This is a genomic window from Microtetraspora niveoalba (assembly GCF_001570405.1).
Taxonomy (GTDB): Bacteria; Actinomycetota; Actinomycetes; order Streptosporangiales; family Streptosporangiaceae; genus Microtetraspora; species Microtetraspora niveoalba.
Genome location: NZ_BBYM01000008.1, coordinates 185,747 through 201,210, shown reverse-complemented (window position 1 = coordinate 201,210; position 15,464 = coordinate 185,747). Strand labels below are relative to the sequence as shown.

Annotated in this window: 12 protein-coding genes; 4 read left to right on the top strand and 8 right to left on the bottom strand. The window is 73.0% G+C overall.

From position 1 onward, the window contains the following. Window positions 1-125 precede the first annotated feature (125 nt). Window positions 126-1,103 carry a 2-phospho-L-lactate transferase gene (gene cofD, locus AWQ70_RS08800; protein ID WP_067172563.1) on the top strand — a complete coding sequence of 326 codons (978 nt, stop codon included), beginning with the start codon at window positions 126-128 and terminating at the stop codon, window positions 1,101-1,103. Beyond that, complete coding sequence (locus tag AWQ70_RS08795) at window positions 1,100-2,407, top strand: coenzyme F420-0:L-glutamate ligase (RefSeq protein WP_067172561.1); 1,308 nt, start codon at window positions 1,100-1,102, stop codon at window positions 2,405-2,407. The genes cofD and AWQ70_RS08795 overlap by 4 nt, the downstream gene beginning before the upstream one ends. A gap of 178 nt (window positions 2,408-2,585) precedes the next feature. On the opposite strand, the gene AWQ70_RS08790 is transcribed toward AWQ70_RS08795, so the two are convergent. The 4 genes from AWQ70_RS08790 to manB all read right to left on the bottom strand — a co-directional run bounded on the left by AWQ70_RS08790 (window position 2,586) and on the right by manB (window position 9,746). Continuing rightward, entirely contained in the window at window positions 2,586-4,271 is a 1,686-nt protein-coding gene (locus AWQ70_RS08790; protein WP_245646850.1) for a substrate-binding and VWA domain-containing protein, read from the bottom strand. Between the two features lie 174 nt (window positions 4,272-4,445). After that, complete coding sequence (locus AWQ70_RS08785) at window positions 4,446-7,049, bottom strand: bifunctional FO biosynthesis protein CofGH (protein ID WP_084516671.1); 2,604 nt, start codon at window positions 7,047-7,049, stop codon at window positions 4,446-4,448. Between the two features lie 497 nt (window positions 7,050-7,546). After that, window positions 7,547-8,515: a DNA-3-methyladenine glycosylase family protein gene (locus tag AWQ70_RS08780; RefSeq protein WP_067172792.1), complete on the bottom strand. Its 969-nt coding sequence runs from the start codon at window positions 8,513-8,515 to the stop codon at window positions 7,547-7,549. A gap of 127 nt (window positions 8,516-8,642) precedes the next feature. Beyond that, window positions 8,643-9,746, bottom strand: a complete 1,104-nt coding sequence (gene manB / locus AWQ70_RS08775) for a mannose-1-phosphate guanylyltransferase (RefSeq protein ID WP_245646849.1) — start codon at window positions 9,744-9,746, stop codon at window positions 8,643-8,645. A 247-nt stretch (window positions 9,747-9,993) separates the two neighbouring features. Between manB and AWQ70_RS38690 the strand changes: the two genes are divergently transcribed. Further along, on the top strand, window positions 9,994-10,167 hold the full coding sequence (locus AWQ70_RS38690; protein ID WP_157529958.1) for a hypothetical protein: 174 nt from the start codon (window positions 9,994-9,996) through the stop codon (window positions 10,165-10,167). A gap of 51 nt (window positions 10,168-10,218) precedes the next feature. Here the strand turns inward: AWQ70_RS38690 and AWQ70_RS08770 are convergent, their stop codons facing one another. Together AWQ70_RS08770 and AWQ70_RS08760 are read right to left on the bottom strand one after the other, a co-directional pair. After that, window positions 10,219-11,172 (bottom strand): lysylphosphatidylglycerol synthase transmembrane domain-containing protein, encoded by a 954-nt coding sequence (locus AWQ70_RS08770; RefSeq protein WP_084516670.1) that lies wholly within the window; start codon window positions 11,170-11,172, stop codon window positions 10,219-10,221. A gap of 178 nt (window positions 11,173-11,350) precedes the next feature. Next, a complete protein-coding gene (locus AWQ70_RS08760; RefSeq protein ID WP_218004466.1) occupies window positions 11,351-12,196 on the bottom strand; it encodes a class I SAM-dependent methyltransferase in 846 nt (281 codons plus the stop codon). 276 nt (window positions 12,197-12,472) lie between these two features. On the opposite strand from AWQ70_RS08760, the gene AWQ70_RS08755 reads away from it, so the two are divergent. Continuing rightward, on the top strand, window positions 12,473-13,432 hold the full coding sequence (locus AWQ70_RS08755) for a lysylphosphatidylglycerol synthase transmembrane domain-containing protein (protein WP_169808636.1): 960 nt from the start codon (window positions 12,473-12,475) through the stop codon (window positions 13,430-13,432). Here the strand turns inward: AWQ70_RS08755 and AWQ70_RS08750 are convergent. Together AWQ70_RS08750 and AWQ70_RS08745 are read right to left on the bottom strand one after the other, a co-directional pair. Further along, window positions 13,402-14,478: a glycosyltransferase family 4 protein gene (locus AWQ70_RS08750; RefSeq protein WP_067172555.1), complete on the bottom strand. Its 1,077-nt coding sequence runs from the start codon at window positions 14,476-14,478 to the stop codon at window positions 13,402-13,404. The two genes, AWQ70_RS08755 and AWQ70_RS08750, sit on opposite strands and share 31 nt — an antisense overlap. 10 nt (window positions 14,479-14,488) lie before the next feature. Continuing rightward, window positions 14,489-15,418, bottom strand: coding sequence for a glycosyltransferase family 2 protein (locus AWQ70_RS08745; RefSeq protein WP_067172553.1), 930 nt, complete (start codon window positions 15,416-15,418; stop codon window positions 14,489-14,491). Window positions 15,419-15,464 lie beyond the last annotated feature (46 nt).

Here is a 15,464-nt window from a genome sequence, read left to right as displayed (position 1 = left end):
CACAAGAGCGACTTTGGTGTCGGTAGACCCAAGAAGCTCATCCCATTACAAGTGTTTTCTACCTCACATTCCGCCTCATATGAGGCGCGTGCCGCCTCCGGCAGTCCGGGTGCGAGACTGGCGGCATGCGCATCGTTTGCCTCGCCGGCGGGATCGGCGGCGCCCGTTTCCTCCGCGGCCTCAAGGCGGCCTGTGCCGCGGCCGCCCCAGAAGAACCCGCCGAGATCACCGTCATCGGCAACACCGGGGACGACATCACCCTGTTCGGCCTCCGGGTCTGCCCGGACCTCGACACCGTGATGTACACCCTCGGCGGCGGGATCAACGAGGAGCAGGGCTGGGGCCGCACCGACGAGACCTTCACCGTCAAGGAGGAACTGGCCGCCTACGGCATGGAGCCCCAGTGGTTCGGGCTGGGCGACCGCGACTTCGCGACGCACATCATCCGCACCCAGATGCTCGCCGCGGGTTATCCGCTGTCGCAGGTCACCGAGGCGCTCTGCGCGCGCTGGCGACCCGGCGTACGGCTGCTGCCCATGTCCGACGACCGGTGCGAGACCCACGTCGTCGTCGAGGACGACCAGGGCCGGCGGGCCATGCATTTCCAGGAATGGTGGGTGCGGCTGCGCGCCTCGCTGCCGGCCCGGCAGATCGCCCTCGTGGGCGTGGACGAGGCGAGCCCCGCGCCCGGCGTGATCGACGCCATCCGCGACGCGGACTTCGTGATCCTGCCGCCGTCCAACCCGGTGGTGAGCATCGGCACGATCCTCCAGGTGCCCGGCATCAGGTCCGCCCTCTGCGAGAAGACCGTGGTCGGCGTCTCCCCGATCATCGGCGGCGCCCCCGTGCGCGGCATGGCCGACGCGTGCCTGGCCGCCATCGGGGTCGAGACGAGCGCCCAGGCCGTCCTGGAGCTGTACGGATCCGACCTCGTCGACGGCTGGCTCGTGGCCGAGGAGGACAAGGCGGTCTCCCTTTACGGCGTGACCGTCGAGGCCCGTCCCCTCCTCATGGACTCGCCCGAGGCCACCAGGGACATCGCCGCCGCCGCGGTCGCGCTCGCCCGCGGGCTCGCCTCCTCCGAAAGCGGGAGGGCCTCGTGAGCGCACGGGAGGACGGCGCGGCGGTCCGCGTCACGGTCACCGGCGTCCCCGGACTGCCCGAGATCCGGCCCGGGGACGACATCGCCGCCCTGGTGGCGGACGCCGTTCCCGATCTGGCCGACGGCGACATCCTCGTCGTGACGTCCAAGATCGTGAGCAAGGCGGAGGGCCGGGCGCGGCGGGGCGACAGCCGTACCGACGCGATCATGGAGGAGACCGCCCGGGTCGTCGCCCGGCGCGGCGACACGGTGATCAGCCAGACCCGGCACGGTTTCGTGATGGCGGCGGCCGGGGTGGACGCCTCGAACACCGAGCGCGGCACGATCCTGCTGCTGCCGGAGGACTCCGACGCCTCGGCCCGGCGGATCAGGAAGGGCGTGCGGGCACGGAGCGGCGCCGACGTCGGCGTGATCGTCTCCGACACCTTCGGGCGTCCCTGGCGGCACGGGCTGACCGACGTGGCGATCGGCGCGGCCGGGGTGCGGCCGATGGACGACTTCCGCGGCGCGACCGACGCGTACGGGAACCCGCTGCGGGCGACGGTGACCGCGCTCCTGGACGAGATCGCGGCGGCGGCGGAGCTGGCCAAGGGCAAGCTGGCCGGGGTGCCGGTCGCGGTGGTGCGCGGGCTCGCCCATCTCGTGACCAGCGAGGACGGCCCCGGGGCGCGCGTCCTGGTTCGGCCGCCCGACGAGGACCTGTTCCGGTACGGCTCCGCCGACGTGGTCTTCGCCCGCCGGACGATCCGCGAGTTCTCCGGCGCCCCGGTGGATCCGGCGGCGGTGCGGCGGGCGGTGGCGGCGGCCGTCGCCGCCCCGGCGCCGCACCACACGACCCCGTGGCGCTTCGTGCTCGTGGAGACGCCCGAGGCGCGTACGGCGCTGCTCGACGCGATGCGGGACGCCTGGATCGAGGACCTGCGCGGCGACGGCTTCTCCGAGGAGTCGATCGCCCGGCGGGTCAGGCGGGGCGACGTGCTGAGGAACGCCCCCTATCTGGCGGTTCCGTGCCTGGTGATGGACGGCTCGCACACCTATCCGGACGACCGGAGGAACGCCGCCGAGCGCGAGATGTTCGTGGTCGCCGCCGGGGCGGGCGTGCAGAACTTCCTGGTCCAGCTCGCGGTGGAGGGCCTGGGCTCCGCCTGGGTGTCGTCCACGATGTTCTGCCGCCCGGCGGTGCGGGAGGTGCTCGGCCTGCCGGAGAGCTGGGACCCCATGGGCGCGGTGGCCATCGGTCACGCCGCCGCGCCGCCGAGGGACCGGCCGCCGAGGGACGCCGCGGACTTCATCGTCACCCGCTGACGGTCCCGGCGGCTCCCGCGGTGTCGATCGAGCTCCGCACGACCTCGATCGACACCGCGGGACGCGTGGTCGATATCCCCGAGCCGGACACCGGCCCCCCGGCCGCTCCCGTCCAGGGCACCGGCCCACTACCGGGCCGGTCTCCGGCCCGCCCGGCGGGGCCGTGCCGGGACAGGGGTCAGCCTGCCGAGCCGGGGCAGGTCGGGTGGCACAGGCGCCGGGCCAGCGCCGACAGGAACACGTCGATGATCTGACCCGGCTGCTCGGCCACGTAGAGCTGGCCGTTGGTGGCCGAGACGACCTCGTTCAGGGCGTTCCGGTCGGCGCCCGCCCCGAACGCGACCACGATGATCTGCACCGGCCGTTCCGGATCCCATTCGGCGCGTAGCGCCGCGACCAGCTCCGCGCGCGAGATGCCCTTCCCGTCGTCCTTGCCCGCGGTGAGCAGGAGCAGCGAGTTGTTCATCAGCGGGTCGTAGTCCTTGGACACCGCGCGGAAGCCCGCCAGCATCGAGTCGTACAGGGAGCTGGTCCGGCCGGGGAGGGCCCGGATGCCGTCCGCGACGCGGAACAGGCTGGTCCGGCGGATCTCCTGGCCGGAGTCGGGCTTGGCGATCGAGCCGAGCCCGACCAGCTCCCGCTCGTCCGCGCGGCCGGTGAGGCGGCGGGCGAACTCCCACACGCCGATGGAGGTCTCATCCGGGAACATCCGGATGCCGATCTTGGCGGCCTCGATCGCCACGCCGAGCCGGGTCTCGCCGCCCGCCCTGATCGGCTCGGCCGTCTCCTTGGAGACGTCGGCGAGGACCAGGATGCGGGTCGGCGGCGCCAGCCTGCTCCACGCCTCCAGCGCCTCGTCGATGACCTCCGTCGTGATGGACGGGCGCGGGTCGGGCGCGTCCTCCGGGATGTCCGGGCCCACCGGGAACGGCGGCTGCCCGCCGTCGGCCGTGCGGAACCCGGCGCGGCGCATCGCCTCCTGCGTCTCCGCAGAGCGCAGCCAGCCCGCGAACAACCGCGCACCGGCCGCCCGGTCCCGGTCCGGAGAGGTCACGACGTACGGATAGTCGAGGATGATCGTGCCCTCCTTGGGGTGGAGGGCGGCCACGGGCGCGACGCCCGGCGCCTGGTTGTGCGCCCACACCGTCTGCTCGGGGACGACCACGACCGGGCGCGTCCAGAAGCCGGGGGCGTCGACGGCGGCGAGCATGCCGCGGTAGTCGGGGACCGAACCCGCCTGTGCCATCCGCACGAACGCGGTGAGCTGCTTGCCCGAGTCCGGCCCGGTCCCGACGATGTCCCGGGCGGCCGCGACCGTGGCGATGCCCGCGCCGGTGACCGAGGGGTCCGGGACGCGGACCACGTCGGGCTCGCGTTCGGTGGGCTCCAGCCGGCCGCGGGAGGTGGCGGGGAAGACCATGTCCCAGCTCATCGCCGTCCCTCCGGCGGCGAACCGCCGGGCGAGCGACCGGCTGGTGGCGAACACCAGCGGGGACGTGGCGACGACCGTCTCCCCCGTGGCGACGTCCCGCGCGCCCTGCTTGCGGGCCAGCCGCACCCAGGCCGAGGAGTCGGCGATCCAGCCGTCCGGACGCTGCGACAGGACGCCCGCGCGGTCGCCGATCAGCGTGCGCAGCACGGGCGCGGGCGGCTGCTCGGCCACCTCGACCTTGACGCACCGCCCGTCCACCGCGGCCCCGCTCTCGTTGAACCGCCGGGCCGCCTCCATGACGGGCGGCGCGATGTCCACCGCGGCCGCCACCCCGACCATGATCGGGTCGCGGGCAGAACACGTTCCCGGCGCCGCGCCCACGAAGCGGACGGCCGCTCCCGCCAGCAGGAGCACCATCGCCGCGGCCGCCATGAGAAGGCTCCTCCGCACAGGAGGGCGCGGCTGGTCAGCGGGTGTCGCGGCGCGATGACGTCCGTACGGCACGGGCATGACCCCTCTCAGGCACGGGATCACGATTGTGCCTAGTCGCCCGGGGCGGGAGGCAACCCCTCCGGCGGCGAATATGTAGAACTTGTTATAACCGGCTCACACGACGGGCAGCGGCCTCCTGACGCTCTGGCAGACGCCGTCGCTGCGTCCGGCCGCGGCGATCCGCTCCGGGCTCGGCGTGCCGTACGACGTGGTGCGCTGGCGCAGCGGCCGGCCCGTTGGGGCGACCATCGCGGCGATCTCGCTGATGGTCTTGTAGGAGCCGTTCTCGGATCCGGCCATCCGGCTGATGGTCTCCTCCATCAGCGTGCCGCCGAGGTCGTTGACGCCTCCCGCGAGGACCGAGCGGCAGAGGTCGTCGCGGAGCTTGACCCACGAGCACTGGATGTTCGGGATCGCCCCGTGCAGCATGATCCGGGCCAGGGCGTGGACGGCGCGGTTCTCGCGCGCGGTCGGCCCGGGACGCGCCACCCCGGCGAGGTAGATCGGGGCGCTGTGGTGGACGAACGGCAGCAGCACGAACTCGCGGAACCCGCCCGTCTCCTCCTGGATCCGGCGGATGAGCCGGATGTGCTTGACCCAGTGCTCGTGCGTGTCGACGTGGCCGTACATCATGGTCGAGGTCGTCGGGATGCCCACCCGGTGGGCGGTGGTGATGACCTCGATCCACTCCTTGGCCGGGAGCTTGCCCTTGGTCAGCACCCAGCGGACGTCGTCGTCGAGGATCTCGGCGGCCGTGCCCGGCAGCGAGTCCACCCCCGCCTCCTTGGCCGCGTGCAGCCACTCCTCGACGGACAGGTTCGTCCGGCTCGCGCCGTTGATGACCTCCATCGGCGAGAAGGCGTGCACGTGGATGTCCGGGCAGCGCTCCTTCACCGCGCGGGCGATGTCGAAGTAGGCGGTCCCGGGCAGGTCGGGATGGATCCCGCCCTGCATGCAGACCTCGGTGGCGCCCGCGTCCCACGCCTCCGCCGCCCGGTCGGCCACCTCCGACAACGACAGCGTGAACGCGTCGGCGTCCGTGCGCCGCTGCGCGAACGCGCAGAACCGGCACCCGGTGTAGCAGACGTTCGTGAAGTTGATGTTGCGGTTGACGACGTAGGTGACGTCGTCGCCCACCGTCTCGCGGCGCAGGCCGTCCGCGATGCGGGCCAGCTCGTCGAGGCCCGCATCGTCGGCGCCCGCGCCGTTCTGGTCCCCGGCCAGGCCGAGCAGGGCCAGCGCCTGATCGTCGGTCAGCGCCGCCGGGTCGCTCTCCGCGACCCGCAGCGCCTCCCTGACGGTCGCGGCGAGCGCACCGGTGCGGCTCGGCGTGCCGGGCAGCCGCTCGCGCAGGGCCTCCCAGTCGCCGTACACGCTGTCGAAGTCGGCCCGGCGGTCGGCCGTCCGCCCCTCGGCGTCGATCGCGACGTGCAGGTCGGCGCGGCCGGTGCTCGCCGCGTCGACGGGGAAGCCGCCGTCGGGCTCCTGCCACGGCCGCCCCTCCGGCGTCGCGCCCTCGCGGGCCAGGCCGGTACGGGGGTCGGCCAGGGCGGCGACGTGCTCGCGCAACCGGGGGTCGAGCCACGGCTCCCCGGCCACCACATATTCCGGATATATCGTGAGCCGTTCCTTGAGCTCGAAGCCGGCGGCGGCCGTACGCGCGGCGAGGTCGTCGATCTGCGGCCACGGCCGTTCGGGGTTCACGTGATCGGGGGTGAGCGGCGAGACGCCGCCCCAGTCGTCGATGCCCGCGCGGATCATCAGGGCGAACTCGGCGTCCACCAGGTTCGGCGGGGCCTGGATCCGCGCCTTCGGGCCGAGCACGAGCCGGGCCACGGCGATCGTCGCGGCCAGTTCCTCCAGGTCGGCGTCCGGCATCCCGCGCATCGCCGTGTCCGGCTTGGCGCGGAAGTTCTGGACGATCACCTCCTGGATCCCGCCGTACTCCCTGGCCACGCGCCGGATCGCGAAGATCGCCTCGGCGCGGTCCTGGACGGTCTCGCCGATGCCGATCAGGATGCCGGTGGTGAACGGCACGCTGGTCCGGCCGGCGTCCTCGAGCACGCGCAGCCGTACGGCCGGGTCCTTGTCGGGCGAGCCGTAGTGCGCCTGGCCCTTCTCGGTGAAGAGCCGCTCGGACGTGGTCTCCAGCATCATCCCCATGGACGGGGCGACCGGCTTCAGCCGCTGCAGGTCCCGCCACGTCATGACGCCGGGGTTGAGGTGCGACAGCAGCCCGGTCTCCTCCAGCACCCGCACCGCCATGGCCCGCACGTACGACAGGGTGTCGTCGTAGCCGTGCGCGTCCAGCCACTCGCGGGCCTGGTGCCAGCGGTCCTCGGGGCGGTCGCCCAGCGTGAAAAGGGCCTCCTTGCAGCCCATCGCCGCCCCCTGGCGGGCGATCTCCAGCACCTCGTCCGGCGGGAGGAAGGGGCTGTCGAGCTTGTGCGGCGCGGTCGCGAACGTGCAGTAGCCGCAGCGGTCCCGGCACAGCCGGGTCAGCGGGATGAAGACCTTCCTGCTGTACGTGATGGTCCCCGAGCGGCCCACCGCCGCCAGCCCGGCGTCCCTGACCCGTGAGGCGTGGTCGAGCAAGGTCTCCAGGTGATCGCCTCGGGCGTGCAGCAGGACGACGGCCTCCGTGACGTCGAGGGCCTTGCCGTCCCGGGCCCGAGCCAGTGCGCGCCGCAGCGCGGCGTCCGTGGGGTTCGCGCTCATGGGCTGCACATTACGTCGCGGCCGGACGCCCGCGATCGGCGGGGTCAGCTATTGATTCAGCGTTTCTTAATAGATGGCCGCAGAACATTTCACTAGACGTGAATAGATGCACGCAAACATACTTGAGATGTCACCCAAAGCGACCAAGGAGGCCCCCGATGGGCTGGTTCGTCATCACATTCACGATCGTCGTCGCGGCGCTCGCCCCGCTCCTCGGCGCCGACACCCGCGACGGCCACGACTGGACGCCCGGCGAGGCCGGCTGAAGACCCCCGAAGCCGCGGGCATGCGCACGCCGTCACTCAGAGCGGCCCGGCCGCACCGGCGCCCCGGACGCGGACCCCGCCCGCAGGAAGAGCCGAGGCCCACACACCGGCGCCCCGGACGCGGACCCAGTCCGCAGGGAGAGCAGAGGCCCACACCGGCGCCCGGGACGCGGACCCCGCCCTCAGGAAGGGCCGGGGCCATAGCGTCGCGCGGGACGCGGACCCTGTCTTTCAGAACGACCGATAGTCCCGCACCGGCATCCGAGGGCCGCGCGCGGGCGGCCGGAGCCCGCTGAGCGCGATCAGCCACGTCACGCGGTGACGCTGCCCCCGGAACGGCTCCAGGAGCTCCAGCATCGCGGCGTCGTCGACCTTCCGCCCGGTCAGCGCGTAGCCCACCAGGCCGGCCAGGTGGAAGTCCCCGACGCTCGGCGCGTCCGGATCGCCGTGGGCGCGCTGGCGGACCTCCGCGGACGTCCAGACCCCGATCCCCGGCAGCGCCCGCAGCAGCCGGTCCGCCTCGGCGCACCCTCCATCGGGCGCGACCGCGGTCGCCTCCAGCCTGGCCGCGTGCCGGGCCGCGTTGCCGATCGTCCGCGCGCGTACGGCCTCGGCTCCCGACCGGTGCCAGTCCCAGGACGGGATCCGGCGCCAGACCTCGGGAGGCGGGATGACGATCATGCCGTCGGGCGCGGGGCCGGGCGGGGCCTCGCCGTACCGGCGCAGCAGCCACCGCCAGGCTCGCCACGCCTCCATGCCGACGACCTTCTGTTCGAGCACGGCGGGGACCAGCGCCTCGAAGACGCGCAGCGATCGCCCGACACGCAGACCCGGGTGCCGGGCGGCCAGCTCCGCCACGAAGGCGGCCGTACGCGCCGCGCCCGGGGCGGCGGCCCGCGCCAGCACGTCGGCGAAGGCGGTGACGTCGTCGTCCGCCCCGAGCAGGGAGGGCAGCGTGTCGAGCAGCCACTCCGCCCCCGGGCCCCACGCCTGCCCCAGCACGTCCCCGCCCGAGGCGCTGATCCGCAGCGTGCCCGGGCCGTCCGGGGTGCGGGAGGTCCGCCAGAACGCGCCGTCGGGAGTGCGGCGCCAGGTCGGGTCGCCGCCTCCGTGCCTGTGCGGCGACAGCGTCAGGACCAGGTCGAGGTCACCCGCGGGCCGCCACCGGCGCTCCCGCAGACTCGGCGCCGTCGTCGTCATCGCTCCCGCCACCACACCGTTTCAACGTACTCGCGCCCGGCACCCGCCGGTCCCGCGATACGGTCCGCTGATCACCCGCGCCGGCGCGACACGGGTGTCCAGGGCGCGCGCCGGCCGGGGACGCGTGTCAGATGTCGCTGGAGAACCGGACCGAGCACCTGTCCAGCGTGACGCCGGGCCAGATGCGCGCGCCGGCGGCGAGCTCGTTGCCCGGGCCGATGACGGCGCCGTCGCCGACGACCACGTCGCGCAGCACCGCGCCGGTCGAGACGCGAGCCCCCGGGCCGACGATCGAGTCGATCACCGTGGCACCCGTCTCGATCACGGCCCCGTCGCCGAGGACGCTGCCCTGGACGCTGGCCCCCGCCTCGACGGTGACCCGCGCGCCCACGACCGTGCCGCCGCCGACCTTGGCCTCGGACGAGACCGTCGCGCCGTCCAGAAGGAGGAACTCTCCCACCGGGCCCGGCAGGGCGGGCGACTCCAGCCTGCCCAGCACGAGGTCGGCGGACCCCTGCACGAAGGCGGCCGGGGTGCCCACGTCCAGCCAGTACGACGTGTCCGAGTAGCCCAGGACCAGCTCGCCGTCCTCGATCAGTCCGGGGAACGTCTCCCGCTCCACCGAGACGACCTGGCCCGCCGGGATCGAGTCGATGACCGAGCGCTGGAACACGTAGCACCCGGCGTTGATCCGGTTCGTCACCGGGTTGGGGGTCTTCTCCAGGAAGGCGGTGACGCGGCCGTCGGCGTCGGTCGGCACGCAGCCGAACCGGGACGGGTCGTCCACCTCGGTCAGGTGGAGCGTGGCGGCGGCGCCGCGCTCGACGTGGACCCTGATCTGGTCGGAGATGTCGTGCCCGGAGAGGATGTCGCCGTTCAGCACCAGCACGGGGTCGTCCGGCCCGCAGGTGAGCGCCTGGGCGGCGTTGCGGATCGCACCGCCCGTGCCGAGGGGCGTCTCCTCGGTCATGTAGACGATGTCCAGCCCCAGGCCGGAACCGTCGCCGAACGCCTCGGCGAACATCGAGGCGCGGTAGGAGGTGGCGAACACGATCCGTCGCACCCCGAACGAGCGCGCCTTGGCGAGCTGGTGCGCGAGGAACGGGACCCCGGCGGTCGGCAGCAATGGCTTCGGAGTAAAAAGCGTCAAAGGCCGCAAACGCGTACCTTGACCTCCAACCAGAAGAATCGCCTCATAATGGGCCGACTCCGGCAAACAGCTCGTCCTCACATTGGCGAGGTTAGCCTAACGTCCCGCAGGACGCCGGAAGGAAACCAGATGTGCCCGACCTGAGACCCTTCCCTGGAATTCCGCTGGCCAGGTAAATGCCGCGAATCGCGCAAACCGCCGCCCACGGAAGGGTGGCCGGGATCACGTCCGCCGCCCCGACACCCGCGCGCCCCGCCCGCCCCCCAGGGAACGACGCCACCCACCGCCCTGAAGTAAAGGATTCGCTACAGGCGGAGGAGAAGAAGCGATGACCGGCTTTCCCAAGTGGAGCGACATCCGCGCCGACATCGTGGCCGACTCGGGAGGCGAGGAAGCGGTAGCCGAGGCTCGGCGCCGCGACCAGGCCTACATCGACGGCTTCCGGCCGGCCGAACGGCCCAAGAGGCTGGGCCTGTCCCAGACCGAGGACAAGGCGTCCTGAGGGCAGTGTCATCCCTTGAGCAGCCACGCCGGAGCAGCGTCCCGGGGGAGGTCAGTCCTCGGGCGGGTCGCCGTGCGCGGACACCGCGCGCGACCCGACCGGCGTGGCGGCGGCGGCCCCGCGCGCCGCTATCCCGGCGAGGGCCGCGCACACGAGGTCGCCCACCGAGACGATCAGCCGGGAGCACAGCGTCGCGGCGATCGCGGCGTCCTGGCTGAGCACGGGAGCCAGCGCGGCCACCATCGCGACCTCGCGCACTCCCACTCCCGCCGGAGCGATCACCACGACGAAGCCCAGGCACCACGCCAGGGCGAACGCGCCGAGGCTCAGCAGCGCCGCCCTCGGTCCCGGCGCCCCGAGACCCCGGACGATCAGCGCGAGATGCACGCCGTACGCCGCCCATCCGCCGAAGGCCCAGCCGCACGCGACCAGCACACCGCGCCGGGTCAGCGGCCGCTCCAAGGGCGGCCTGCGCAGCAGCCGCAGCCCGCGGTTGATGCCCCAGTTGACCACCGACGGATGCAGGACGGCCGCGAGCACCGGGATCAGCAGCAGCAGCCAGGCGAACCTGGCGACGGAGCCGCCCGCGAGCACCGGAAGCGTCACGGCCGCCGTCAGGAGCCCGCTGCCCAGATAGACGGGATAGGTCAGGAAGAAGGCCGTCGCGCTGCGCGCCCGGGGGATGCCGTGGTCGCGGCCCATCTCCATCTGCGCGAGCACCGGCCACAACGAGCCGGGGATGTACTTTCCGAGCTGGCCGACGAAGAAGATCTTCGCGGCGTGCGGGAGCGCCAGCGGCGAGCCGAGATCGGCGAGCAGCGCCCGCCACATCATCATGCCGCAGCCCAGAGCGGCGATCACGGCGAGCAGCGAGCCGCCGAGCTCCGGCCACGACAGCCGGGCGAACCCCTCGGACACCTCGGTCCACCGGCTCGCGACCGCCCATACGCCGAAACCCAACGCCACAGCCAGGAACAGCAGCCGAAAGACCTTCCGCCCGCTCACCGGACCTCCCCCCGCCGTCCCCTCGCGACCGCCCACACGCCGAAACCCGGCGCCACACCCGGGAACAGCAGCCGCACGGCCTCGCGGCAGTCGCTCCGGCCGGTCACGGCCCCGCCCCTCGCGGCCGTGCGGCCGGGGCCGGGGCCGGTCGCCGGGACGGTGCGGTCACGCGGCCCGATCACGGCGTACGTACCGGCTCTGGGGGCTGCGGGAGCAGGGGGCCGCGCGGGCGGCGGGGGCGCCGGGTGGCGACCCACAGGTACGTGGGCACGACCGGGAGCAGCGCTTTCAACGCCGCGCGCGGCGCCCGCTCCAGCGTGTCCTTCGCGGCCCGCCCGACCGCTCCCGGGAACAGCTCGCCGCCGGCGAACCGCTCGGGCGAGGCCAGCACCGGGAAGGTGTAGTCCCACACGTGGAAGTCCCTGAGCATCCGGCGCAGGCCGCCCCGGGTGCGGAAGCGCTCGTAGTAGCTGTCCGCCCGGCCGAAGGCCCGCACGTAACGGTCGGCGGCGGCGGGCGGCAGGTAGGACAGGAACGGCAACTTGTAGTGCGGCTCCATGACGCCGAGCCGGTTGCCGAGGCCGAGGTAGAGCACGCCGTCGTCGGACAGCACCCGGTGCATGTCCTTGATCACCGCGTCGGGGTCCACCACGTGCTCGTAGATGTGGTTGAACACCAGCACGTCGACCGACCCGTCCGGGAACGGCAGCGCACCGCCGTCCGCGCACACGAACTCGACGCGCTCACCGAACCGCTCGGCGGCCTTGCGCAGCCCGGGGACGTCGATGTCCACCCCGAACGTGTGGGCGGCCCCGGCGGCCGCGAGCTCGTCCGCGATGAACCCGGCGGAGCACCCGATGTCGGCGACGGTCAGCCCGGCCAGCGGGCGGGTGGGGTCCTCGGCGCCGAGGAAGTGCCCGAGCACCGCGATGATCTTCGCCGCCTTGCGGCGGCGCTTCTCCTCGTCCAGCATCGCGGACTGGAACTCGGAGTATTCAAGCTGGGCGGCCCGCTGCCTGCTCACCTGTCGCTCACCACTCCCCGGCCGCGACGCGGCCCCATCCGCTCATCGGCCCGTCCACCAGACCGTCCGTCCGCCCGCCCACCGGGCTGCCCGACGGTGTCCACCGGGCTGATCACCCTGCTGATCACCGGCCCGCTCACCGCTCCCGCGCTTCCGGCGCCGCACAACAGTCGCTTCCCACGCCGCCCAACAGTACCGGCGCGCCCGGCCCCGCTCGCCCGCCCTGTGGACAACCGACCCCTACCAAACGGTAGCTTCAGGTCGTACTCTTGGCGGATGCTGAGCCGCCTGCTGAGCCGTCTGCGGTCGAGCCGACTGCTCAGGGGCCTCCTGGCCCTGGTCGCACTCGGATTCCTGGCGTACGGCCTGGCCAGGAACTGGACGGAGACGTCGGCCGCCCTCGCCCGCCTCTCGTGGTGGTCGCTGGCCGGATGCCTCGCCGCCGTGCTGGCGGGCTTCGCCTTCATGCTGCTCGCCTGGATGACCGTCCTCGGCGGGCTCGGCTCGCGCCTGCCGTTCCGGGTGGCCGCCCGCGTGCTCTACGTCGGGCAGCTCGGCAAGTACATCCCCGGCTCGGTGTGGGCGTTCGCCGCGATGATGGAGCTCGCCCGCGACCACGGGGCCCCTCCCCGGCGCACGTTCAGCGCCACCGCGCTCGCCCTGGTCACCTCGCTCGGCTGCGCGCTCACCCTGGCGGCGGCCACCCTCTCCCACCAGATCGCCGGCCAGGCGTGGCAGTTGCTCGCGCTGATCCCGCTCATCCTCGTCGGCCTGCACCCCCGCGTGATGACCTGGGGCCTGAACCTCGCCCTCAGGATCGCCCGCAAGGAGCCTCTCGACCGGGTGCTGAGCGGAACCGACATGCTGCGGACGGCCGCCTGGACCATGGCCGGCTGGCTCTGCTACGGCGCCCACCTGTGGATCCTGGTCGCCGACATGCGGCCGGGCGGCCTCTCGCTCTACGCCGTCGCCGCCGGTTCGTACGCGCTGGCCTGGGCGACCGGCATCCTCACGGTCGTGGTCCCGGCGGGCATCGGCGTACGCGAGGGGGCCATGGTCGTCGCCCTCGCGCCCGTCCTCGACACCCCGAGGGCGCTGGTGGTCGCGGTCGTGTCGCGGGTGGCCTTCACCCTGGGGGACGCCGCCTGGGCCGGGATCGGCTTCCTGCTCGCGCGCACCGTCCCGCGTCCCGACCTGTCCGCCGGTCAGGAGAGCCCGAGCAGCGTGTCCAGGTAGGCGGTCCAGAACGGCTCGGGATCGACGGCCTTGACGCCCTCGGCCAGCCGCCGCGCCGTACCGGGCTCGTAGAAGCGCACGATCGCCTCGGCCAGCGCGTCCGCGGAGCCGGGCTCGACGAGCAGGCCGTCCACGTCGTCGGTCACGTTGTCGGGAAGCGCGCCGACCCGCGTCGCGATGACGGGGACGCCGTGCTCGTGGCCGAGCCACACGTTCTGGCTCGCCGTGGCCGACCGGTAGGGCAGCACGAGGGCGTCGGCCCGCGCGAACAGCTCCGGCACGTCCTCGGCGGGCACGTATCCGGGCCGCAGCTCGACCCGCTCGCCCAGCCCCAGCTCACCGATGAGCGTCCGGGTCTCCTCCAGGCCGCCCCAGAACTCGCCCGCGACCGTGAGGCGCACGTCCGGCACCCGGGCCAGCGCCCGCAGCAGCAGGTCCAGCCCCTTGTACGGCCGGACGATGCCGAAGAACAGCAGCTCGCGACGCGGCTCGCGCCCCCGGGCGGCGGCTCCTCCGGACGCCGGCAGGTGCGGCGCGAGCGCGGACACCGCCACCGGCGCCTTCGCCAGCCCGCGGGCCAGCTCCGCCTGCTGCTCCGAATGCGCCAGCACCGCGTCCACCCGGGACAGCAGCGCCTTGATCAGCGGCCGGTCGTACGGCTTGCGCTCGTGCGGCAGCACGTTGTGGCACAGCGCCACCACGCGGGTCCGGCGGCGCAGGCCGTACAGGATGCCGAGGTAGGCGGGCACCTGGACGGGGCTGAGCACGGCCAGGATCACGAGATCGGCGCCGCGCAGGCGCCGCCCGCAGGCGACCCACCCGTCGGGCCGCCGCCAGTCGAGCTCGCGGCGCGTCCCCGGATACGGCTCGCCCTCGGGCGTGTCGATCGTCTGCCGCCCGGGATAGAGGAAGGAGGGGTACTGCGCCCGCCACGACTCGATCACCACGTCGTGGCCGCGCGCCCGCAGCCGGTGGGCCAGCTCGGTGGTGTGCTGGGCGCCGCCTCCCTTGTAGGGATATGTCGGGCCGACGATCGCGATCCTCATCGTGCCGCCGTCACTCGGCCCTGGAGCGGACGATGAGGTCGGCGAGCAGCGCGAGCGACCCGATCAGCAGACCCGAGAGGAAGATCACGATCGTGTTGCTGGTCAGGTAGAAGCCGTGCCTGATCACGTCGACGACGCCCTTGAGCAGGCCGATGCCGACCAGCCACAGCGCGGGCGGCATCAGCACCTTCAGCGGGTTGAAGTACATGATCATCCGGAGCACCTGGAGGATGTACCGGTAGGCGTCCGACACGAAGCTGAACTTCGACTTGCCGGCCCGCTTCGCGTACTCGATCGGCAGGTAGTAGACGTCGTGCTGGTTCGACAGGAACGCCAGCGTGATCGTCGTGACGCAGGAGAACCCGGGCGGCAGCAGCCGCAGGTACGGCTTGGCGACCGACTTGCGGAACGCCCGCAGACCCGAGTTCAGGTCGGGGATGCGCTGCCCGGCGAGCCGCTCGGCGACCTTGCGGATGAACCACTTCGCCGGCACCCGCAGGAACTTGTGCGACCCCTCCTCCGTGGTCCGCGCGCCGACGACCTGGTCGATCGTCGGGTCCTTCTCCAGGATGCCGACCAGCTCGGGGATCCGCTCGTTGGGGTAGGTCATGTCGGCGTCCGTCCACACGACGATCTCGCCGCGCGCCTCCTGGGAGCCGATCCTGCGGACCGTGCCCGATCCGCCGTTGCGGTGGAACGCCTTGATCCGCATGTTCGGGAACCGCGGCGCGGCCTCCTTGAGCCGGATCAGCGTCTCGTCCGTGGAGCAGTCGTCGACGGCGAGCAGCTCGTACGTGTAGCCGCTGGAGTCCATGGCGGCGCAGATGCGCTCGACCTCGTCGATCACGTGGTCCTGCTCGTTGTAACAGGGCAGGACGATCGTCACGTACGGATTTTCGGCGGGGGTCACGGCGCTTCCAGAGGTGTCGGGCGTGCTCACGTCGGCAAAGGGTACTCTGCCGCGGCCACATCCCCGCCCCACATCA